Origin of the sequence: Anaeromicropila herbilytica (assembly GCF_016591975.1) — a bacterium.
GTDB lineage: Bacteria > Bacillota > Clostridia > Lachnospirales > Lachnospiraceae > Anaeromicropila > Anaeromicropila herbilytica.
This window is the reverse complement of the sequence record NZ_AP024169.1, coordinates 4243420-4266026: the sequence shown is the minus strand read 5'-3', so window position 1 is coordinate 4266026 and position 22607 is coordinate 4243420. Positions and strand designations below refer to the sequence as shown.

Sequence of the window (22607 nt, the reverse complement as noted above, 5' to 3'; positions counted from 1 at the left end):
TAAGGTTTCATAGGTCATTATAAATGGAAAGGCACGGGTATAAATATGACAAGACAGGTTTTTATTAAAGAGTTAGAAGTTCTTCATAATGATGTTATTAAGATGGGAAGTGTTCTAGAACTTTCCTTAAACGAAATGATTGTTGCGCTACAAGATATGGATGTTGAATTAGCACAAAAGATTATTGATCGTGATGACGAAATAGATTTATTAGAGCAACAAATTGAAAAAGAATGTATCAATATTATTGCAAAGCAACAACCAATCGCTAGTGACCTTAGAAAAGTTACTTCAATCATGAAGATTATTACAGACATTGAAAGAATTGCAGACCATTGTGCAGATATCTCAGAATATCTAATGCAGATTCACAAGCAACCAACAATGAAAGCGCCAGAACATCTTTCAGATATGATTCAAGTTATGAAGAAGATGGTTGTTGATACAATAGATAGTTTTGTAAATCAAGATGCAGATAAGGCAGCTAGTGTTATTGCTCAAGATGACATTGTAGATAATTATTTTACATCCATTAGCAAAGAATTATGTGATATGATGCAAAAAGATATTAAAGTAATCCCTCAATGTGTTGCTTATATTATGATAATCAAATATATTGAACGTATGGGTGATCATTCAACTAATATTGCAGAATGGATACAGTTTATCGTGACAGGAAAACTAGTTCTAAGCTAATTAAAATTACAGAAAAATGACATTTTAAGAATGGATTACATGGAAACATGTAATCTTTTCTTAAAAGTAGGAAGAGTAGAAAAAGTCGTAAATGGAGAAAAGTGGTACCCATACATATAGAATGCTTTTTGACACGTAGGTTTGAACTGTAATATAATATAAATGATATCGGGGTCAAAAGCCTTTCAAAGTATACATTGTGTATAATTATACAGCGATATACACTCAATAAACTAAAATAAGGCTTTTGCCCCCAACATCATATAAATTATAATAAAAACCAGTCATTGCACTGGAGATTCTTGGAGGCTTTAAATGAGTAAAAAGAACATACTTGCAGTAGATGATGAAGAACATATATTAGAATTAATTGATTATAATCTTAGTAATGCAGGATATCAAGTTGTTCGCGCAGAGACTGGAGAGGAAGCAATTAAGATTCTAGGAGAGCAGAAGATTGACTTGGCATTGCTAGACTTAATGTTACCAGGAATAGATGGGATTGATGTACTAAAAAATATACGTTCAAGTTCAAAACTTAAGAATCTTCCAGTTATTATATTAACTGCTAAAAGTGATGAAATTAGTAAAGTGGTTGGACTTGAAGTTGGTGCTGATGATTATCTTTCGAAACCATTTGGCGTACATGAATTAATTGCTCGAATTAAAGCAGTTTTAAGAAGAACAGAAGGTTCTCTACAAGTACAAGATGAAGAGATGGAAGAAAAACTAGTGATTGACCATATTGTGATTAATAAGACAAGAAGAGTGGTATCAATTAATGGCGAAGAGATAGAATTATCATTAAAGGAATTTGAACTTCTTTATCTATTAGCGAAGAATAAAGGCATTGTGTTCTCTAGAGATTCTTTGCTTGAAAAGATCTGGGGATATGATTACTACGGAGAGACAAGAACAGTAGATGTTCATATTCGTAATTTACGTAAAAAGATAGAAGAGGATGATAACAATCCAGTCTATATTAAAACAATTAGGGGCGTAGGGTATAAATTCAGTTAAAGGAATGGGATATCATGAGAAAAAAATTGTTAGTCACATATGTCATTCTTATTTTAATGGCAGTTGGTATCGCATCATTTTCATTTTGGTCAAGAGGATATTCCTATATTAATAAGCAGAGTGAAAATGTATATCTAATGAAAGCCGAAATATTAGGGGATACATTTGCAAATACAGAAATTGAAGAAGAAAAGGATTATAAAAACTTTGTAGATGATTATTCCCAAAAATATAAGATAAGAATAACCTTAATCAGTAATGATGGTACTGTTATTGCTGATTCAAGTACCAATAAACAATTAGAAAATCATAAGAATAGAGAAGAAGTAAAAGGCGCTCTTCTTGGCAAAAAAGTTACAGTGAAAAGGTATTCCTCAACGATGAGACAGATGTATATATATAGCGCTGTACCAGCTAAGACGGGGGGTTTTACAGGAGTATTGCGTGTTTCTGTTCCATTATCTTATTTAAATGGTTTAAATCATAACTTTTATCATTCACTTGTCTTCTCGGTAGTTACATGCCTATTTCTGGCTATAATCGTTGCAATCTATTTTACAAAATTGATATCAAAACCAATTGATGATATCTCAAGAGCTGCCAATCAGATATCCAATGGAAATTATGATATTAAAATATATACAAGAGAGAAAGATCAATTAGGTCAACTGGTACATTCCTTCAACATAATGACTGGTAATCTAAAGAGTAGTATGAAAAAACTTACTAGAAGGAATATTGAGCTTGAAGCAATTCTAAGTAGTATGCAGAGTGGAGTTGTTGCAATAGATGATTCCAATTCAATATTATTTCATAACAATTCATTTAGCAATATCATAGAGTTGCAAGAAAGTAATCTAGTAAGCAAATCCATCTACAATGTAGCACGTAACGCACTTATATTTGAAGTCATTGATCTAGTGAGAGAAAAGCATGAAACCGTGGTAAGAGAAGGCTCTCTAAGCTTGAAAGAAGATAAGATTATTCGAGTTACGGCTACAAGACTTGTTAAAGAGACAGGAAGAGATCTTGGAGTTTTAATCATTCTTGAAAATATTACGCAGATGAAAAAACTTGAGAATATGCGTCGTGATTTTGTATCGAATGTAACGCATGAATTAAAGACCCCCCTGACATCCATTCGTGGATTTATTGATACGTTAAAAGGTGGAGCTATCCAAGATGAAGTTGTAGCCAAACGATTTTTAGATATTATTGATATTGAGGCGGAAAGACTCCATATATTAATTCAGGATATCCTTTTATTATCGGAGATTGAGTCAAAGGGTGATAAAGAAACCAAGGATTGTGATATAACCCATACAATAAGTGATGTTATTGAATTATTACAACCAAAGATGACAGATAAAGTTTATATTATATTTGACAATAATAGTAATATCAGACCTTTCCCATGCAATCCAGACCGTATGAAGCAGTTATTTATTAACTTATTAGATAATGCAATTAAATATACAGAAGAGGGAAGCGTACGAATCCAATGCAAAGAAAAACAGGATAAACTCTTCATTAGTATATCGGATACTGGAATAGGAATTGAGGAGAAATATCTAGATCGTATCTTTGAGAGATTCTACCGTGTTGATAAAGGACGTTCAAGAAAAATGGGGGGTACAGGACTTGGATTATCTATTGTGAAGCATATTGTGGAGCTTTATAATGGAAAGATTAATGTTTATAGTACTTCGGGAGTTGGAACTACCTTCGAGATATGGCTTCCTTATGGGAAGTAACTTCTTTGATGTGCCCCTTGGGGGGCTGAAAAATCCCTTTGGGGAGGTTGCGAGAATATGGCTCTATGTATGTTCGTCTGGGGCTTTTGGTAAAACAAGTATAAGTAGTTCTAAATGAAAGAGGAATCATTCATAACGTAATCAGAAGAAGCGAACTCGCTGAGGGACGCTCAAACATCACTTCTTCTGATTAATGAATGGTTCCTCTTTTATTAAGAACTGCTAATACTTCTTTATAACAAAAGTCTCAGACGAACATGCATACAGCCATATTCAAGGAGGGTTGTGGAAAGGGATTTTTCTGCGCTAAGGTGCGAATATATATAGTTAGAAAAGAGACACAGGAAAGGCATTGGGACTTTCCTGTGTCTCATTGGTATGAAGTTATTTTTAGAAGTACTTACATTTGAGGTAGCAAGGCATAAATGACTTCAGTTATCATAGTAAATTGAATTGAAGTTAAATGTATATTGTTTTAGTTTGATTCAATATATACAATTTTTCAGCATCCAAGGGAAGTTCCACATATCTTAAAATTATCTATATTTACTATGAGTCCTTAGTCTACGCCAGATAAAATATAGGGATGCACTTCCGATAACAATTATCAAAGCTATTAATATTGCGCAGTGCATGAAAAAGGTATCTGGGAGCAGATTTATAATGGGATCTAGTTCGGGGTCAAATAGCCAGTAATTGTTTCTAAAGAATAATTTGTGAAAAGCTATAAATAAGCGATCAAAATTTAATGCAGTTCCGATTCCAACTATAAGTGGAAGAATGATCATCGTGATGGAGGAAGTTAGGAGGTAGGAATAATCTTTTCTCTTTTTCTTATATAAGCCAATTACGATTATCACGATTAAAGTGATTGGTGCTATATAATAAAAGGATACGAAGATATTCTTTACTTCTTTGAAATGTTGTATTCCATGAGGAGAGGATGGAAGTGTTGGAAATTCCAGATCACCATGGAAGAAAGGGGAGTTGTAATCGATTAGAGCATCGTAATTCTCACGAATCTGGGTTTGGCTGATTCCAGAATTCTGATCGATATGAAGTAGGTTAATATCCAAATAATAAAGCGGACGAAAGTTAACAACTAGTATAACACCTAAGGACATGAAAAATATTGTAAATATTATACCTATCAGTATATTGCTTGGTGAAATTTTTCTATGTGTTCTCATAAGGTACCTTCTTTCAAATTTGTATCATGGTAATTTAGATAACCTAAACCTCTGAATTTATCAAGTATTTATTAATTTATTAATTGCGAAGTTTGAGGTATGGTTACGATATCAAAAGTCTTTCTCAATATAAACCAATACTTTTACATCCTAACCAAATATAAAGTATATTTGGTTAGGAACATTTTAACATATACTTTTCGTTACGACAATAATAAGGAGTATGTATCCAACTTATTTTATATTTATTACAAGCCCTGTCACATGCTTATTACTGTGAAATTGACCAATCTTTATTAACCTTAGTGATAAGTAGAATTAGAATTTTCAATAAGTATTTGGAAACTAGGGATTGAAAACATCACACATATGCGTTAAACTATTGATAACTTCTGTACGACTGGCGGATAAATGGGATTACCCATGGGGAGTACAGAGAATAGTATTTGTAATATATTTATTGTCATCCATAAATTTATTGCAATTATAAAGCCGACCGCCTGGGCAGCCAATTCTTTGGTTACTCGGGCCGTTGGCTTTTGTTATCTGTAGAGTAAGTATTCATGTATTTCTTCTTGATTTTATGGAAAGATATATCTAGAGAGTTATTTAGAGATATATTTAGAAATATATAAAAGATATACTTAAAGTGATAATAAGAAATGACACCTGATAAACCATATAATCAATCAAATTCGAGTAAAAAAGGAGTAAAAGGTATGGGTAAAAAGATGAGAGCATTAATTAGTGTTTCAGACAAAACAGGAATTGTAGAATTTGCAAAGGAACTTCATAGCATAGGAATTGAGATTATCTCAACAGGAGGAACATATGCAAAATTAAAGGAAGAAAATATTCCTGCTATGGAGATATCTGAATTAACAGGCTTTCCAGAGTGCTTAGATGGAAGAGTTAAGACATTGCATCCAGTTGTTCATGCTGGTCTATTAGCAAGGAGAGACAAAGCGGACCATATGAAACAATTAGAAGATCTAAAGATTGAAACCATTGATTTTGTAGTTGTAAATCTATATCCTTTTAAACAAACAATATTAAAAGAAGACGTAACCAGAGAAGAAGCGGTAGAAAATATTGATATCGGTGGACCAACTATGCTTCGCTCTGCAGCTAAAAATTATCAAGATGTAGCAGTAGTTGTTGATCCAAGAGATTATGAAAAAGTATTATCTGAATTAAAAGAGAAGAAAGAAGTATCACTTGATACTAAATTTTATTTGATGCAAAAGGTATTTATGCATACCTCAAACTACGATACCATGATTGCAGATTACCTTAAAAAAGAGAGAAAAGATTATGATTTACCAGAAACACTTACCATGACATTTGAAAAAGTACAGGATATGCGTTATGGTGAGAATCCTCACCAGAAAGCAGCTTTCTACCGTGAAGTTGGTAAAAAGATTGGTTCGATTACTGATGCAGTGCAGTTAAATGGTAAAGAATTATCCTTTAACAATATTAATGATACAAACGGTGCGCTTGAATTATTGAAAGAATTCACAGAACCTACAATCGTAGCTTGCAAACATGGTAATCCATGTGGAGTAGGAAGTGCTTCGAATATTTTAGAAGCTTGGAGAAAAGCATTTAGTGCGGATAAGGTATCCATCTATGGTGGTATTGTAGTATCGAATCAAGAGATTACTTTAGAATTAGCAGAAGAAATGAAATCGGTATTCCTTGAGGTGATTGTTGCGCCAAGCTATGCAAGTGATGCACTTGAGTTATTACAGACAAAGAAGAATCTTCGTTTATTAGAATTAAAGGATATTGAAGTGCCACAAGATGAAGAGGCATATGACTTTAAGAAAGTAAATGGTGGATTAATTGTACAGACAATTGATAGTAAATTATATAATGAAGAGGAATTAAAAGTAGTAACTGACCGTATTCCAACGGAACAAGAGATGGAAGATCTAAAATTTGCCTTCCGTATGGTTAAGTTTGTTAAATCTAACGGAATCGCAGTAGCTAAGAATAAACAGTCCATTGGAATTGGACCAGGACAAGTAAATCGAATTTGGTCTACGATTCAATGTATGGAACATGCAAAAGAATTAATCGATGATAAAGCAACGGTAGGAGCAGTATTAGCTTCTGATGCATTCTTCCCATTTGACGATTGTGTAGAAGTATGCCATCAAGCAGGAATAACAGCCATCATTCAACCAGGTGGATCAATTCGTGACGAAGATTCAATCAAGAAATGTAATGAATATGGAATTGCTATGGTATTTACAGGAATGAGACATTTTAAACATTAAGAAAGACTTTTAATTAACTATTTAAATATATAAATAAAATATAAAAATGGTGTTGCAAATCTGCAACACCATTTTAGTTACAACTTTATTCAAAATCAAATCCGTTAATATACTAATAAATCTATATATCAATATCGAGATGAAATGATTATAATAAAATTAATTAATTTTAGTTACATTTGCAGCTTGAGGGCCTTTTTCACCTTCAATAATTTCAAACGCTACTTTATCTCCTTCATCAAGGACCTTAAATCCATCCATTACAAGTGCTGAGAAATGTACAAATACATCTTCACCATTTTCATCAGAGATAAAACCAAATCCTTTTTTCGCATTAAACCATTTTACAGTTCCATTATTCATAGTAGTGCCTCCTTAATTAACTATAAAAATTAATGTATCGTTAATATTTACGATAAAAATAAATTACCATATATTGTACAAAATGTCAAATTGTATGATTATAATACCAAAACAATGAAAATATATTAAAAAAATTAGATAATTTTCGGAAAAAAGTAATTAATATTAACGAAATGTACTAAAATTTTCGTAAAAACATGTCGCAATTTGTCATAATGCACAAATTAGTTACAATATAGTAAATGAATATACTGAACATATTCTGAACATCAAAATGATATGAGTCATTTGTTGCTATATTTCAATGGAATATGCTATAATATGTTAATTACATTGATAGATCAAAAGAGGAAATATGTTAATCAAATAGGATTATAGTTAACATACTAGTATATAATATATAATAAAGAATTAAGTATCAGGAAAATTAACTCTACAATTAGTTATGCTAGAAGGTAGTAATTGGGAGTAAGGCCTAAAGAAAATAATATTGAAAGGAATGCCACAAAGGAATTCTTTCGGCCTCTTAATTGTGGTAGTAACACATCAACAAGAGATGCGTTATATTAAAGGTGTAAGAATGAGAGAACATAAAATAGACCCTAAGAGATTAAAGGACTTAGGGACTTATGAATTAGTAACTGAAGAAGTAGTAGAAGAATTAAAGAGTGATGGTTATATTTTAAAACATAAAAAATCTGGAGCAAGAATTGTTATCTTATCTAATGATGATGATAATAAAGTATTCTCCATAGGATTTCGTACGCCTCCTGTAAATAGTACAGGGGTACCTCATATTGTTGAACATACCGTATTATGTGGCTCGAAAGAATTCCCATCCAAAGATCCATTTGTGGAATTGGTAAAGGGTTCCTTAAATACATTTTTAAATGCGATGACTTATCCAGATAAGACAGTATATCCTGTTGCAAGCTGTAATGATAAAGACTTCCAGAATCTAATTCATGTATATATGGATGCTGTATTTTATCCTAACATCTATAAGAATGAGAATATATTCAAGCAAGAAGGATGGCATTACGAGTTAGAAAGTAAAGAAGCTGACCTAAAATTAAATGGTGTTGTATACAATGAAATGAAAGGTGCTTTTTCTTCACCAGAACAACAATTGTATCGCTTACTACAGAATTCTTTATTCCCTGATAATACGTATGGGGTAGTATCTGGAGGTGCTCCAGAGGATATTCCAGAATTATCATATGAAGAATTTCTTGATTTTCATAAGAAATATTATCATCCATCCAATAGTTACATCTATCTATATGGTGATAGTGATATAGTAGAAAAGCTTGAATGGATGGATAAAGAATACCTAAGTCAGTTTGAATATGCACCAGTAGATTCTACAATTCCAATGCAAAAGGCATTTGATAAGACAAGAGAAGTAGTTGATTATTATTCTGTTGCAGAGAATGAAAGTTTAGCTTCAAAGACTTACCTAAGCTATAATACAGCAATTGCAACTAGTCTTGATAGAGAATTATATCTAGTATTTCAAGTACTAGAATTTGCTCTATTAGCATCACCAGGAGCTCCATTAAAGCAAGCGTTAATTGATGCAGGTATTGGTAAAGATATCTTAAGTTCTTATGATAATGGCATGTTACAACCAATCTTCTCAATTATTGCAAAGAATGCAGAAGAAGAGAAAAAAGAAGAATTTGTCGCTGTTATTAGAAATACATTAAAAGATATTATTAAATCTGGAGTGGATGAGAAATCATTAAAAGCAGCCATCAATTACTATGAATTTAAATACCGCGAAGCTGATTTTGGTAATTTTCCAAAAGGCTTAATGTATGGACTACAGATCTTGGATAGTTGGTTATATGCAGATGATAAACCATTTATTCATATTAGAGCCAATGATACCTTTGAATTCTTAAAAGCTAAGATTGGTACTGGTTATTATGAAGATTTATTACAGAAATATTTACTAGATAATACGCATAATTCACTAGTAATCGTAAAACCTAAAATGGGCTTAACGAAGGAAAAAGAAGACCTTGTTAAAGAAGAACTTGCTCGTTATAAAGAGACCCTAAGTGATGAAGAAATCAAACAATTAATCGAAGCGACAAAAGACTTAGAAAAGTTCCAAGAGACACCTTCTACGAAGGAAGAATTAGAGAAGATTCCTTTATTAAGTAGAGAAGATATTGATAAAGAATCTACTCCAATTTATAATATAGAAAAAGAAGTAGATAAAGTAAAAACATTACATCATGATGTCTTTACGAATGGAATAGCCTATCTAAAATTACTATTTGATGTGAAGAATGTTCCGAATGAATTAGTATCATATCTTGGACTATTAACGTCAGTGCTTGGCTATATGAATACATCAAAACATTCCTATTTAGAATTATCGAACGAAGTTAATATTCATACAGGTGGTATTAAAACGGATATTAATGTCTATGGTAAAAAAGGAACAACAGATATCTTTGAAGGTAAATTTGAGATTATTGCTAAAGTACTTTACGATGAGATGGGTGAAGCATTCTCATTAATTGACGAAACAGTATTTGACACAATCTTAGAGGATGAAAAACGTCTATTAGAGATTATCTCGGAAGTCAAATCAAGACTACAAATGAGAATGAATTCTTCTGGACATTCAACAGCGGTTAATCGTGCTATGTCATATTTTTCGAAAGCTATGTACTTTAATGAATTAACAAGTGGTGTTTCTTACTATCAGTTTATTGAAGAATTAGAAGGAAACTTTAGTGAGAAAAAACAAGAGATTATAAAAAATCTAAAGACAGTTATTGAGTGTGTCTTTAGAAAGGAAAATCTATTCATTAGTTGTACTGCAGACGAAGAAGGATATAACAAAATGACAAATTATGCGCCTTCCTTCATTCAAAAGCTTTACACAGGTTCAATAGATACTAAGATGCTTCCATTTGCACCTAAGAAATTAAATGAAGGTCTAAAGACATCAAGTAAGGTGCAATATGTAGCCAGAACAGGTAATTTTATAACAGCAGGATATGAATATACTGGAGCACTTAAAGTATTAAAACTTATCCTAAGTTATGATTATCTCTGGATTAATATTCGTGTAAAAGGTGGCGCATACGGATGTATGAGTGGATTCTCCTTAGAAGGAAATGGCTACTTTACTTCTTATCGTGATCCAAATCTTAGAGAAACGAATGAAGTATATGAAAAACTTTATGATTACATCAAGAACTTTACTGTTGACGAAAGAGATATGACCAAGTATATTATAGGAACAATTAGTAGCGTAGATACTCCTCTTAATCCAGCAGCAAAGGGAGCAAGATCATTAACTGCATATCTTAGTGGTATGACGATGGAGGATATACAAAAAGATCGTGATCAGATCTTATCTGCTACCGAAGAAGATATTCGTAACCTAGCAGAACTTGTAAAATCAATCTTACATGACAATAATATCTGCGTAATCGGAAATGAAACAAAGATTGAAGAAAACAAAGATTTATTTTATAATACTTACGAGTTAATCAAAGACTAAATATAGAATTTGAATTACACCCCATGAAAGAATAAGGAGAATGCATGAATTATAATAATATGAAATCAGGGTTTGTTACACTTATTGGACGCCCTAACGTTGGTAAATCAACATTAATGAATCAGATCATTGGGCAGAAGATTGCAATTACGTCAAATAAACCTCAAACAACAAGAAATCGAATCCAGACAGTATATACAGAAGAACGAGGACAGATTATCTTTGTTGATACACCAGGTATTCATAAAGCCAAGAATAAACTTGGCGAATATATGGTAACTGTTGCAGAACGTACACTCAATGAAGTAGATGTTGTACTTTGGTTAGTAGAACCATCTACTTTTATTGGTGCAGGGGAAAGACATATTGCAGAACAATTAGAACGAGTGAAGACACCTGTTATATTAGTAATTAATAAAATAGATACCGTAAAAAAAGAAGAGATCTTAAAATTTATCGATAGCTATAAAGAAATATATAACTTTGCTGAGATAATTCCAGTATCCGCATTAAATGGTGAAAATAAAGAAAGTCTTCTGAAAGAAGTATTTGGATATCTTCCAGAGGGACCAATGTTCTTCGATGAAGATACCATAACTGACCAACCAGAAAGACAAATTGTAGCGGAGTTAATTCGTGAAAAAGCTTTACGATTATTAGATGATGAGATACCACATGGAATTGCAGTATCTATTGAAAGCATGAAAGAACGTAAAGGCAAAAATATGGTAGATATTGAGGCTACAATTGTCTGTGAAAGAGATTCACATAAAGGAATTATCATTGGTAAAAAAGGTGCTATGCTAAAGAATATCGGTAGCAAAGCGAGAGAAGAAATCGAAAATTTATTAGATTCTCAAGTGAATCTTCAAATATGGGTAAAAGTAAGAAAAGATTGGAGAGATAGTGATCTCTTCCTTAAGAACTATGGATACAATAAGAAGGATATCTAGTAAGATGTGACTTTATGATTATGATGACTCGAAAGTCTTAACAAATCTTCTTTTCAAATGAAGTGAATATCCTTCTAAAATTTGGGTAACCTATTAATGTGGATATCATTTTTGTGGAAGTAACAAAAATTAATAGTAGCAACGAGTGAAAGAACGTGATGATTTATGACACGTTCTTTACACTGAGTTGCTACCAAAAACATATTAGGGGGCTTAATTATGGATTACGATTTTTATTGGCAACAGTTTGAAAAAACAGGTAACATAAGCGATTATCTGAATTATACGGCATGTACAAGTGAAGATGAATTCGTTTATCAGTCGAACAATCCTAAGGATAAAAAAATAGTACATGGAGAAGAAGAAAGTATAGTATCAAGCTTTTCTTAATAGGTAGTCAAGTGTGAAAGAAAAACGCTTTCACTCTCAACGTTTGTGATTTCACTTTTGCAAGCAAGTGAAATCACTTTACTAAATTATGCAGAAGTCTATTGTAGTATTACAAAAAGAGACATATTGCTACTCGAAGGAAGAGTCAGAAAAGAAGGTGGATATGGTGGTGTCTCAAGTAACGGTAACAGGAATGGTATTAACTGCCATGCCCATTGGAGAATATGATAAGAGACTAGTTATTTTAACAAAAGAAAGAGGAAAAATAACAGCATTTGCCAAAGGCGCTAGAAGACAGAATAGCGCCTTATTGGCATGTAGCCAACCATTTACATTTGGTGAATTCACAGTGTATGAAGGTAAAAGTTCATATAATATGGTGGCAGCAAACGTACATAACTATTTTGTAGAATTGAGAGAGGATCTAGAGAGAATTTATTATGGATTCTACTTTTGTGAATTTTGCGAATACTTTACAAAAGAAAATATGGATGGAACGGATGTACTCAAATTACTATATCAATCACTACGTGCACTAACTAGAAAGACAATTCCATTAGAACTTATACGTTATGTATTTGAACTAAAATTAATGACCATTAATGGAGAAGCACCTCAAGTGTTTGAATGTGTGAAATGTAAAACAGAAGACGCTTATTATTTTAGCAGTATAAGTGGAGGTCTTGTATGCGATACCTGCAGAAGAACATGTAGTGATATCATAAGGGTAAGTGGGTCGACAATCTATACGATGCAGTACATAGTTACATCTTCCATTGAAAAATTGTACACATTTACAGTTGCTGACGAGGTATTAAAGGAACTTAGAAATTGTATCAAACGGTATATAAAATGTTATGTGGATAAGGAATTTAAATCACTAGAAGTATTAGAAAAACTATAGTGATTAGACATAATAACTTTTTTATTGAAAATATTAGGATAAACAGTTACAATTAGAACAAACTATGAAAAAATATACAACTAGGATATGGAGGTTATCTTTAGATGAGACAAAGAAAACTCTGTGCCGTATTCCTTTTATTAAGTTTAGTATTTACTGGTTGCAATTCCAATGGGGAGTCGTTGTCTGTTGGAGAGCTAAAGGAAAATACATTACTTGTCTATAAAGAAGGTAATCTGCAAGAAGGAATAGTAGAAGATTTTGATAAGTCCTATTATAACCAATCGACGTTAGAGAAATATATAGAGAAAGAGATTGAAGATTATAATACTAAGGCTGGTAAAAAAGTCATTAAAAAGAAATCATATGTGGTAAAAGGGAAAGAAGTTAAGTTAATTCTTAGTTATAAAGATTTTAAAAGTTACTCAAAGTTCAATAATATTACAGCGGATTACTTAACACCCGAAAAGGCGAGAGAAAATAAGAAGATTCCAGAACTATTAGTAGATGCAGGAGATAGCAGCCTAGTAAAGAAAGTGGCGGCTTTAAAAGGAGATGGATACAGAGTCTTAATTCTATCTGATGAATATCATGTTACAGTTTCCGGTAGAATATTATATTATTCGAATGCAGCTTTATTAAATGGTAAATCTGTGCAGACTTTAGACGAGGAGAAGTATTCAGTCGTTGTTTATAAGCCGTAACAGTTAGTATCAAAGTGTATAGCAATGAAATTATAAGTATAAGGATTCATATAAATGAATCTTGTTATAAACATTAAGAAATGCGAGGTTAGAAAAAATGGAAAAGACTATGGAAAAAATCGTTGCTCTAGCAAAAGCTAGAGGTTTTGTGTACCCAGGTTCAGAGATTTATGGTGGATTAGCGAACACATGGGATTATGGTAACTTAGGTGTAGAATTAAAGAATAACGTAAAAAAAGCTTGGTGGAAGAAATTCATCCAAGAGAATCCATACAACGTTGGTGTAGACTGTGCAATTCTTATGAACCCTCAAACATGGGTTGCTTCAGGACATCTTGGCGGTTTCTCTGATCCATTAATGGACTGTAAAGAGTGTCACGAAAGATTCCGTGCAGATAAAATGATTGAAGATTATATGCAAGAAAATGGAATAGAAATTCAAGGTTCTGTGGATGCTTGGTCGAATGAAGAAATGTCCAATTACATCGATGAAAAAAACATCGCTTGTCCAACATGCGGTAAACATAACTTTACTGAGATCCGTCAATTCAACTTAATGTTCAAGACATTTCAAGGGGTTACTGAGGACGCTAAGAATACAGTTTATCTAAGACCAGAGACTGCACAAGGTATCTTTGTTAACTTTAAGAATGTGCAAAGAACATCAAGAAAGAAGATTCCATTTGGTATTGGACAAGTAGGTAAGTCTTTCCGTAACGAGATTACACCTGGTAACTTTACATTCCGTACAAGAGAATTTGAACAAATGGAATTAGAGTTCTTCTGTGAACCAGATACTGATCTTGAATGGTTTGCATATTGGAAAGAATTCTGTGTGAAATGGTTACAAGATCTTGGAATTAAAGAAGAAGAGATGAGAGTTCGTGACCATGAAGCAGCTGAACTTTCATTCTATAGTAAAGCAACATCAGATATCGAATTCTTATTCCCATTCGGATGGGGTGAATTATGGGGTATTGCTGATAGAACAGATTACGATTTATCAAGACATCAAGAAGTATCTAAGGAAGACTTAGCTTATTTCGATGATGAGAAGAAAATCAAATATGTTCCATATGTAATTGAACCATCTCTAGGAGCAGATAGAGTAACCTTAGCATTCTTATGTGGCGCTTATGATGAAGAAGAAATCGGAGAAGGAGATGTACGTACTGTTCTTCATTTCCATCCAGCTATCGCACCAGTTAAGATTGGCGTTCTTCCATTATCAAAGAAATTAGGGGAAGGCGCAGAAAAGATCTATGCGGAATTAAGTAAATACTATAATTGTGAATACGATGACAGAGGTAACATTGGTAAACGTTATAGAAGACAGGATGAGATTGGTACTCCATTCTGTATCACTTACGATTTCGAATCAGAAGAAGATCAATCAGTAACAGTACGTGATCGTGATACTATGGAGCAAGAAAGAATTAAAATAGCTGATTTAAAAGCTTATTTTGAAAAGAAATTAGAATTCTAATAGAATATAGATCTTTAATTACAAATAACTATTAATACAAAATTATTATATTAGAATAATATATTCAAATAGCATTACGGGATGTCAATATACTAAACTTTGTTTTGTACCAGTACTAGGGTAGCAAGACGAAGAATGGTAATTGACATCCTATTTTGCTATAAAAAGTACTTTAATGTCTGAAAATAAGGAAATTATGTATGAATTATCTCTCGACAAAAAAATAAATTATAAAATTTTGTAAAAAATGTTTCCATAAATAGTAAGTAGTGGTATAATTATTTACGGCAAGAGTAATACTAAATATGGACAGACTTTGTGATACTATTTTTCACTTGAATTTTTTGACTTCATGAACGACTCGTGATTTTAATTAAGGAAGAAGAATGAAAAATGTATAGGCAAAGTCTGTCCTTTTTTCTAGTGTTAAGGCCAGCATGGGGTACTACTTATTACAAATTTAGGAGGTAATTTTATGACAAAATGGGTTTATAGGTTCAGAGAAGGAAATGCAAATATGAAAAACCTTCTTGGAGGAAAAGGAGCTAACTTAGCAGAGATGACTAACTTAGGACTTCCAATTCCACAAGGTTTTACCGTAACTACAGAGGCTTGTACAGATTATTACAACAGTAACAAGACGATTACGGATGAGATCAAAGGTCAAATTTTTGAAGCATTAGAACAATTAGAAAGTGAACAAGGCAAAAAGTTTGGAGATACAGAGAATCCTCTATTAGTTTCCGTACGTTCTGGTGCAAGAGCATCCATGCCAGGTATGATGGATACAATACTTAATTTAGGTTTAACAGATGTTGCAGTAGAAGGTTTTGCTTTAAAAACAAATAATCGCAGATTCGCATATGATTCCTATCGTAGATTTATTCAGATGTTTTCCGATGTTGTTAAAGAAATTAGCAAATCTAAATTTGAAAGAGTATTAGATGAGATAAAAGAAAACAAAGGTGTTAAATATGATACAGAATTAACTGCTGATGACTTAAAAGAAGTAATTGATCGTTTTAAAGGAATCTATGAAAGCGAGTTAGGAACAGAGTTCCCTCAAGATCCAAGAGAACAACTAATTGAAGCAGTAACAGCCGTATTCCGTTCATGGGATAATCCTCGTGCTATTTATTATCGTAGAATGAATGATATTCCTGGAGATTGGGGAACTGCAGTTAATGTTCAAGCTATGGTATTCGGTAATATGGGTAACACATCTGGTACAGGAGTTGCATTTACAAGAAATCCATCTACAGGAGAAGCTAAGATCTATGGAGAATACCTAATCAATGCACAAGGTGAAGATGTTGTTGCTGGTATTAGAACTCCACAACCAATTACAAAATTAGAAGAAGATCTTCCAGAATGTTATAAAGAATTCATGGAGATTGCAAATAAGTTAGAAAATCATTATACAGATATGCAAGATATGGAATTTACAATTGAAGATGGTAAATTATATTTCTTACAGACTCGTAATGGTAAGAGAACAGCTCCAGCTGCTTTACAAATTGCGTGTGACTTAGTTGATGAAGGTAAGATTACGAAGGAAGAGGCAGTTAAGAGAATTGAAGCTAAATCCTTAGATCAATTATTACATCCAGGATTCGATCCAAAAGCATTAAGCGAAGGTGAAGAGATTGGAAAAGCACTTCCAGCTTCTCCAGGGGCAGCAGCAGGTAAAGTATATTTCACAGCTGCAGAAGCAAAAGCAGCACATGAGAAAGGTGAAAGGGTTATTTTAGTACGTCTTGAGACATCTCCAGAAGATATTGAAGGTATGCATGCATCCGAAGGTATCCTAACAGTTCGTGGTGGTATGACATCTCATGCAGCAGTAGTTGCTCGTGGTATGGGAACTGCTTGTGTATCTGGTTGTGGAGATATTAAGATTAGTGAAGAAAATAAAGTATTCTCCTTAGGCGGTAGAGAGATTCATGAAGGAGATTATATTTCCTTAGATGGTTCTACAGGTAAGGTATACTATGGAGATATTCAAACAGTTGAAGCTTCCATAAGTGGTAACTTTGACCGTATCATGCAATGGGCTGATGAAATTAGAACTCTTAAAGTTAGAACGAATGCTGATACTCCAGCAGATGCTGCTAATGCAGTAAAATTTGGTGCAGAAGGTATTGGTCTATGCCGTACAGAGCATATGTTCTTCGATGCTGATCGTATTCCTAAGATTCGTAAGATGATTCTATCTAAGACAGTAGAAGCTAGAACAGAAGCTCTTAGCGAGTTAATTCCATTCCAAAGAGATGATTTCAAAGCATTATATGAAGTAATGGAAGGAAGACCAGTTACGATTCGTTTCTTAGATCCACCATTACATGAATTCGTACCAACTGAAGAAGAGGATATCAAAGCTTTAGCAGAAGATATGAACTTATCTGTGGAAGAAGTTAAAGCTACATGTAATGCTCTACACGAATTCAATCCAATGATGGGACACAGAGGTTGTCGTCTTGCTGTTACGTATCCTGAGATTGCAGCAATGCAAGCAAGAGCTGTAATGGAAGCTGCGATTGCAGTTAAGAAAGAAAAAGGATTCGATATCGTTCCAGAGATTATGATTCCACTAGTTGGAGAAAAGAAAGAGTTAAAATTCGTAAAAGATACTGTAGTTAATACATTAAATGATGTTATGAAGGAACAAGGCGTAGAGTTGGAATATCATATTGGTACAATGATTGAGATTCCTCGTGCTGCACTTATGGCTGATCAAATTGCAGAAGACGCTGAATTCTTCTCATTCGGAACAAATGATTTAACTCAGATGACATTTGGATTCTCAAGAGATGACGCTGGTAAGTTCTTAGATGCTTACTATACGAATAAGATCTATGAATCCGATCCATTTGCAAGACTTGACCAAGACGGTGTTGGTCAACTTGTAAGAATGGCTGTTCAAAAAGGTAAATCAAAGAGACCTAATATCAAGTTAGGTATCTGTGGAGAACATGGTGGAGATCCATCTACTATTGAATTTTGCCATAAGGTTGGTTTATCTTATGTATCCTGTTCACCATTTAGAGTTCCAATCGCTAGATTAGCAGCAGCACAAGCCGTGTTAAACAACTAATTATTCGATAATATATATCGGCTTGGGCTTGCATGGAGCCGTGTTAAACAACTAATTATTCGATAATATATATCGGCTTGGGCTTGCATGGAGCCGTGTTAAACAACTAATTATTCGATAATATATATCGGCTTGGGCTTGCATGGAGCCGTGTTAAACAACTAGTACTTGATAAAATAACAACTAGATATTGTTGGAATTACAACGTTTCTAAGTGGTTTGACATAGCTAGGCTGCATTGAATAATAGCAATAAATACAGAGCCCCTTATCATATAAAAATGATAAGGGGCTTTTTAGAGTGATGATATAAATTTACTGTTCTATTCCATATAACTTGAATGGATTATTTTTGAGTTCATTTTGATATAAACTTACAATGTTCCAAATATCAAAAAACATACATTTAGATTTACCAACAAGGCCTTCTGTAATAAAACCATTCTCAAACGCCATTTTTTGAATTGTATACCAAGGCTTTGCAGGTAATCCCTAATTTTTCATCTGCTTCCGATAAAGGGAGCCTTGGGCTTAACCTTAACGACGGCATAAAAATGCTTCCATTACAACCAACCGTTTCTTTTAACGCTTCAATAACAGTTTTAGCACCTCCTTCTACATAACCAAAACTTTTTAAAGAACTATGTACTTCTAATTCCATTCCAGGTCTAACACCTATTTTTTGTAATCCAGAGATTATATCTTGTTTTGAAATAGTGTTCATTCTATTTGTTCCTTTTATTTATATTGACATGTCAAATATATTATCTAAATTTTTTATTATTATATGCCTAATATGAGACATCCATTATTATTGTCGACATTAATATCATATCAAGTTTTGAAAAAAATGGTAGACTTGTATTTGGATTTGAGTTATCATTGATATTGAAGTGTGGGTATTGCAACTATATGGTACAGAAGCACAAATTCAATTGAAAATATAAGAAAATTAAGAGGCACCTTATCAATATGATAATAGGGTGCTTTTAGCTTTCTAAAAAATCGTATTAAAAGATTTTCATTCTGAGTTTGGTTATTCTATGTATGGATATATTACGGGTAACTATTAATTCGGTAATCTAAAAACATCTACTATCTATAATAAAGAATTAATAGGTGTATGAGCTTGAACTATTTAAATTCTATTGTTATATGCTCAATAAAAAGTTGAAAAAGGGCTTGTAAGTTATTTGTGTAGACAAGGAGAGAAAATAATGAAGGTTATTTATAATGAAGATAAAAAAATCAGAGTAGAAATTGAGAAAATAAGCGATAGGCCTTATTATTCCATGCAATATTTTGGCGATTACTGTTTAGAAAAATACTTAAAAGAAGGTTCTTGCAATATCGAAGAATTTTCTAGTTTTGTTGAAAAGAACTTAATATCTAATGAAAAGATAAATATTACTAATAAAGTTCATGGGTGCTCAGCATTTACTGCTTTCAACATGGAAGGAGATATTCTGTTTGCGAGAAATATGGATTGCGAATGTGCTATTCCAATGCGCATTCAATTAAATAATAATGATAGCTATAAATCTTTAGCTTTTTTAACGATGGACGAGTTAGACTGGGAAGAAGATTCATATGATACCCTTGATATAGATGCCAAATTAACTTTAGCAGCACCATATAGCCCTAAAGATGGAATTAATGAGTATGGATTAGCTGTTGCATGTCTTACTGATGCCAAAGCAATATATCCACAGCATAATAAAATTACTTTATTCGATGAGACATTGCCACGATTAATTTTAGATAAGGCAAAAACAGTCAATGAAGCGATTCAGCTTGTGGATAATTATAATCTTTTTTATATAGTTGCACCATTACATTTCATGGTTGCAGATGCAAATGGAGATTCCGCTGTAATTGAGTTTGTAGATGGCAAGATGGTTATCACTAAGAAAAGTAAGGATTACCAGATAGTGACTAATTTTACATTACATAATAACCCAAATCGTGAGGGCTTTGGTAAGGATAGATATGAAAACATGGAAAGTGAATTGGAAAAACGACATGGAATTATTTCAGAAAATGATGCATTGGAGTTGCTTAAGAAAAATGTAATACCAGGTGATGAGCAATGGTCCGCTGTTTATAATCTGACAAAGAGGAGTGTACTTATCACTTTTTCGAGAGAATACAATAATGTGTACAAATACGAATTATAAGTTTGATGACGCTAGTTATGATAGTGATAGATTTTTAATCCAGATGATTATTATTAAAGTAAATAAATGGAAAGTTAACATTGATATTTATTACGTTAAGTGCTAAAATAGAATTAATTTTGAAAGGTAGGTGATTGATATGATGATGACAACTGAACAAATCGGAAACATCTATCAATCACTATTGTTTGTACTATAATTTTTACAATACCTAAATAGTGTATTATAAAAATAAAGTGTTTCCGCTTTTGTGGAAGCACTTTATTTTTATAGGAGGCATAGTAATGGAACAAAATATTGAAATCAGGATTATTGATTCTTATCTGAATCTTTCAGAAAATTATTGGACAGAACTAGGACAATTTTATAGTACTATATTGAAATGCAGTACCTGTGAGGCAAATCAGCATATAAAACTTTTCGGGTATGAAAAAATGTACGCTGTAAAATGGTACGAATTATTAGCTTATTCTAAGAACAAATTAGTTGGATTTATGCGTGTTCTTAGAAATCCGGACAGTGTAACAGAATGGTATACCTGTGATCTTCATGTTTTAGATGGTTATAAACAACAAGGAATAGCAACAAAAATGTATAACGAAGCTATAAATATTATTCTTGAATATGATGCTGCAGAAAGAATAATAACATCAATCAGCTGTAGTAATGCTCCATCAATAGTTCTACATGAAAAATTAGGATTTCATAATACTAGAAAGAAATCGGTATTTGCAGATTTTCAATTTGAAGAAGATGAAACTTTATATGAATTTTGGCTTATAAATAAATATCCAGTAAAAAATACGGAAACACATCTAAAGATTTTATTACCAATGTGGATTGAATATATCTATGAGACAGGAAAAGGAGGTAGTGAAGCTCAATTAAAGATCGAACTTCAGAAAAGAATTAGCAATTCCATGAATAATGATAATATTTATATTGATTTAATATTTAGTGGTAATAATGCCATTGGATTTATATGTTATGAAATTACTGATGGAATAAAAAATCTGATTCCTTCTGGTTACGGATACATAAAGGATATATATATTAAACCAACTTGGCGAAAAAGATACATAGCACAGCAATTTGTTTTAGATATATGTAAGTTCTTTAAAGAAAAGGAATGTGAAAAAGTTTATTTAACTCCTTATGTAAAGAGTATAGAATTTTGGACTAGGCAAGAATTTAGTATTAGTGGACTTAATGACCCTGATCAAATGATATGGATTTATATTAAATAGATGTAATAAGAAAATGTATGATTATGTATAGCTCTTGTTAAATTTAAATATTTTGCTATAATGAAATTAGAAAAGGCAATCGCACCGAGCGGTTGAGCTATTGGATAAGAAAACCTTCCTGGATCGTGCCAAAGTACAGGGAGGTTTTTTCTGTTAAGAACATTATTCTAAGAACTTTAAGAGGAGAAAAGTGATGATTATACAAGCAAAGGAAAATGATATACCAATCATTGAAGAAATACTATTGGACGCAGTAAAATGGATGACTAAAACGGGACTGCAAAACCAATGGAATGAGACAAATATAAAGTGGACTAATCTGTCAAAATCTTATCGTATTAGCAATTTTTACATCGATTATGAAGATGGATTGCCAACTGCTTGTATGGCATTAACGGATTATGATCCAATACATTGGCCTAACATTCCAAAAGGTGAGTCGCTATTCTTGCATAAAGTTGCTGTTAAACGTGTATTTGCAGGAAAAGGCTTATCAAAAGAATTAATCAATTTTTCCAAGGAACTAGCAATTCATAATGGCATTGATGTGATACGTCTTAACTGTAATAAGCATCGAAAGAAGTTAAGGGAAGTATATGAAAATGAGGGATTTATATGTGTAGAGGAGAAAACCTTATTTGAAAATTATGATACCGCTCTATATGTTTGTAATGTAAAGGATTGTTATTGTTCATAAAAAGAGTTTTTTGTGTGTAAATAAATTAATATGTTTGTATAGAAAATTATTGGTTCCAAAACTAAAAATATATAAATTTGATTAAAATATTGATACTTAACCAAAAGCATGTGGGTATT

At 32.4% G+C, this 22607-nt stretch carries 17 protein-coding genes and 1 riboswitch; of the genes, 14 read left to right on the top strand and 3 right to left on the bottom strand.

The features are described 5' to 3' along the window. Positions 1 to 45 precede the first annotated feature (45 nt). The 3 genes from phoU (at position 46) to pnpS (ending at position 3470) form a co-directional block, all read left to right on the top strand. Positions 46 to 696 (top strand): phosphate signaling complex protein PhoU, encoded by a 651-nt coding sequence (phoU, locus tag bsdtb5_RS18140; protein WP_271713373.1) that lies wholly within the window; start codon positions 46 to 48, stop codon positions 694 to 696. A 315-nt stretch (positions 697 to 1011) separates the two neighbouring features. Further along, on the top strand, positions 1012 to 1716 hold the full coding sequence (locus tag bsdtb5_RS18135; protein ID WP_271713372.1) for a response regulator transcription factor: 705 nt from the start codon (positions 1012 to 1014) through the stop codon (positions 1714 to 1716). A 14-nt stretch (positions 1717 to 1730) separates the two neighbouring features. Further along, on the top strand, positions 1731 to 3470 hold the full coding sequence (pnpS, locus tag bsdtb5_RS18130; protein WP_271713371.1) for a two-component system histidine kinase PnpS: 1740 nt from the start codon (positions 1731 to 1733) through the stop codon (positions 3468 to 3470). A 536-nt stretch (positions 3471 to 4006) separates the two neighbouring features. On the opposite strand, the gene bsdtb5_RS18125 is transcribed toward pnpS, so the two are convergent. Next, a complete protein-coding gene (locus bsdtb5_RS18125; protein ID WP_271713370.1) occupies positions 4007 to 4660 on the bottom strand; it encodes a TIGR01906 family membrane protein in 654 nt (217 codons plus the stop codon). Between the two features lie 386 nt (positions 4661 to 5046). Further along, a riboswitch (ZMP/ZTP riboswitch) is annotated at positions 5047 to 5173 on the top strand. Between the two features lie 206 nt (positions 5174 to 5379). Between bsdtb5_RS18125 and purH the strand changes: the two genes are divergently transcribed. Further along, positions 5380 to 6945, top strand: a complete 1566-nt coding sequence (gene purH, locus bsdtb5_RS18120; RefSeq protein WP_271713369.1) for a bifunctional phosphoribosylaminoimidazolecarboxamide formyltransferase/IMP cyclohydrolase — start codon at positions 5380 to 5382, stop codon at positions 6943 to 6945. A 159-nt stretch (positions 6946 to 7104) separates the two neighbouring features. On the opposite strand, the gene bsdtb5_RS18115 is transcribed toward purH, so the two are convergent. Further along, positions 7105 to 7308 (bottom strand): cold-shock protein, encoded by a 204-nt coding sequence (locus bsdtb5_RS18115; protein ID WP_271713368.1) that lies wholly within the window; start codon positions 7306 to 7308, stop codon positions 7105 to 7107. A 580-nt stretch (positions 7309 to 7888) separates the two neighbouring features. On the opposite strand from bsdtb5_RS18115, the gene bsdtb5_RS18110 reads away from it, so the two are divergent. The 7 genes from bsdtb5_RS18110 to ppdK all read left to right on the top strand — a co-directional run bounded on the left by bsdtb5_RS18110 (position 7889) and on the right by ppdK (position 18368). Then, positions 7889 to 10837 (top strand): insulinase family protein, encoded by a 2949-nt coding sequence (locus tag bsdtb5_RS18110; RefSeq protein ID WP_271713367.1) that lies wholly within the window; start codon positions 7889 to 7891, stop codon positions 10835 to 10837. 44 nt (positions 10838 to 10881) lie between these two features. Then, complete coding sequence (gene era / locus bsdtb5_RS18105) at positions 10882 to 11790, top strand: GTPase Era (protein ID WP_271713366.1); 909 nt, start codon at positions 10882 to 10884, stop codon at positions 11788 to 11790. 219 nt (positions 11791 to 12009) lie between these two features. Further along, on the top strand, positions 12010 to 12180 hold the full coding sequence (locus bsdtb5_RS18100; protein ID WP_271713365.1) for a hypothetical protein: 171 nt from the start codon (positions 12010 to 12012) through the stop codon (positions 12178 to 12180). Between the two features lie 163 nt (positions 12181 to 12343). Continuing rightward, complete coding sequence (recO, locus tag bsdtb5_RS18095; protein ID WP_271716145.1) at positions 12344 to 13084, top strand: DNA repair protein RecO; 741 nt, start codon at positions 12344 to 12346, stop codon at positions 13082 to 13084. 104 nt (positions 13085 to 13188) lie between these two features. Continuing rightward, positions 13189 to 13788, top strand: coding sequence for a hypothetical protein (locus tag bsdtb5_RS18090; protein WP_271713364.1), 600 nt, complete (start codon positions 13189 to 13191; stop codon positions 13786 to 13788). 97 nt (positions 13789 to 13885) lie between these two features. Beyond that, entirely contained in the window at positions 13886 to 15274 is a 1389-nt protein-coding gene (locus tag bsdtb5_RS18085; RefSeq protein WP_271713363.1) for a glycine--tRNA ligase, read from the top strand. 475 nt (positions 15275 to 15749) lie between these two features. After that, complete coding sequence (ppdK, locus tag bsdtb5_RS18080) at positions 15750 to 18368, top strand: pyruvate, phosphate dikinase (RefSeq protein WP_271713362.1); 2619 nt, start codon at positions 15750 to 15752, stop codon at positions 18366 to 18368. Between the two features lie 444 nt (positions 18369 to 18812). Here ppdK and bsdtb5_RS18075 read toward each other — a convergent pair whose 3' ends face one another. Continuing rightward, complete coding sequence (locus tag bsdtb5_RS18075; RefSeq protein WP_271713361.1) at positions 18813 to 19091, bottom strand: AAC(3) family N-acetyltransferase; 279 nt, start codon at positions 19089 to 19091, stop codon at positions 18813 to 18815. Positions 19092 to 19584: 493 nt separating this feature from the next. Here bsdtb5_RS18075 and bsdtb5_RS18070 point away from each other — a divergent pair, with 493 nt between their 5' ends. The 3 genes from bsdtb5_RS18070 to bsdtb5_RS18060 all read left to right on the top strand — a co-directional run bounded on the left by bsdtb5_RS18070 (position 19585) and on the right by bsdtb5_RS18060 (position 22488). Continuing rightward, entirely contained in the window at positions 19585 to 20544 is a 960-nt protein-coding gene (locus bsdtb5_RS18070) for a linear amide C-N hydrolase (RefSeq protein ID WP_271713360.1), read from the top strand. Between the two features lie 284 nt (positions 20545 to 20828). Next, a complete protein-coding gene (locus tag bsdtb5_RS18065; RefSeq protein ID WP_271713359.1) occupies positions 20829 to 21791 on the top strand; it encodes a GNAT family N-acetyltransferase in 963 nt (320 codons plus the stop codon). Between the two features lie 193 nt (positions 21792 to 21984). Continuing rightward, on the top strand, positions 21985 to 22488 hold the full coding sequence (locus tag bsdtb5_RS18060) for a GNAT family N-acetyltransferase (RefSeq protein ID WP_271713358.1): 504 nt from the start codon (positions 21985 to 21987) through the stop codon (positions 22486 to 22488). Positions 22489 to 22607 lie beyond the last annotated feature (119 nt).

Bases quoted from the DNA above. Each gene is read 5' to 3' on its own strand.
- phoU (WP_271713373.1), top strand. From the start codon at position 46: ATGACAAGACAGGTTTTTATTAAAGAGTTAGAAGTTCTTCATAATGAT.
- bsdtb5_RS18135 (WP_271713372.1), top strand. From the start codon at position 1,012: ATGAGTAAAAAGAACATACTTGCAGTAGATGATGAAGAACATATATTA.
- pnpS (WP_271713371.1), top strand. From the start codon at position 1,731: ATGAGAAAAAAATTGTTAGTCACATATGTCATTCTTATTTTAATGGCA.
- bsdtb5_RS18125 (WP_271713370.1), bottom strand. From the start codon at position 4,660: ATGAGAACACATAGAAAAATTTCACCAAGCAATATACTGATAGGTATA.
- purH (WP_271713369.1), top strand. From the start codon at position 5,380: ATGGGTAAAAAGATGAGAGCATTAATTAGTGTTTCAGACAAAACAGGA.
- bsdtb5_RS18115 (WP_271713368.1), bottom strand. From the start codon at position 7,308: ATGAATAATGGAACTGTAAAATGGTTTAATGCGAAAAAAGGATTTGGT.
- bsdtb5_RS18110 (WP_271713367.1), top strand. From the start codon at position 7,889: ATGAGAGAACATAAAATAGACCCTAAGAGATTAAAGGACTTAGGGACT.
- era (WP_271713366.1), top strand. From the start codon at position 10,882: ATGAATTATAATAATATGAAATCAGGGTTTGTTACACTTATTGGACGC.
- bsdtb5_RS18100 (WP_271713365.1), top strand. From the start codon at position 12,010: ATGGATTACGATTTTTATTGGCAACAGTTTGAAAAAACAGGTAACATA.
- recO (WP_271716145.1), top strand. From the start codon at position 12,344: ATGGTGGTGTCTCAAGTAACGGTAACAGGAATGGTATTAACTGCCATG.
- bsdtb5_RS18090 (WP_271713364.1), top strand. From the start codon at position 13,189: ATGAGACAAAGAAAACTCTGTGCCGTATTCCTTTTATTAAGTTTAGTA.
- bsdtb5_RS18085 (WP_271713363.1), top strand. From the start codon at position 13,886: ATGGAAAAGACTATGGAAAAAATCGTTGCTCTAGCAAAAGCTAGAGGT.
- ppdK (WP_271713362.1), top strand. From the start codon at position 15,750: ATGACAAAATGGGTTTATAGGTTCAGAGAAGGAAATGCAAATATGAAA.
- bsdtb5_RS18075 (WP_271713361.1), bottom strand. From the start codon at position 19,091: ATGAACACTATTTCAAAACAAGATATAATCTCTGGATTACAAAAAATA.
- bsdtb5_RS18070 (WP_271713360.1), top strand. From the start codon at position 19,585: ATGAAGGTTATTTATAATGAAGATAAAAAAATCAGAGTAGAAATTGAG.
- bsdtb5_RS18065 (WP_271713359.1), top strand. From the start codon at position 20,829: ATGGAACAAAATATTGAAATCAGGATTATTGATTCTTATCTGAATCTT.
- bsdtb5_RS18060 (WP_271713358.1), top strand. From the start codon at position 21,985: ATGATTATACAAGCAAAGGAAAATGATATACCAATCATTGAAGAAATA.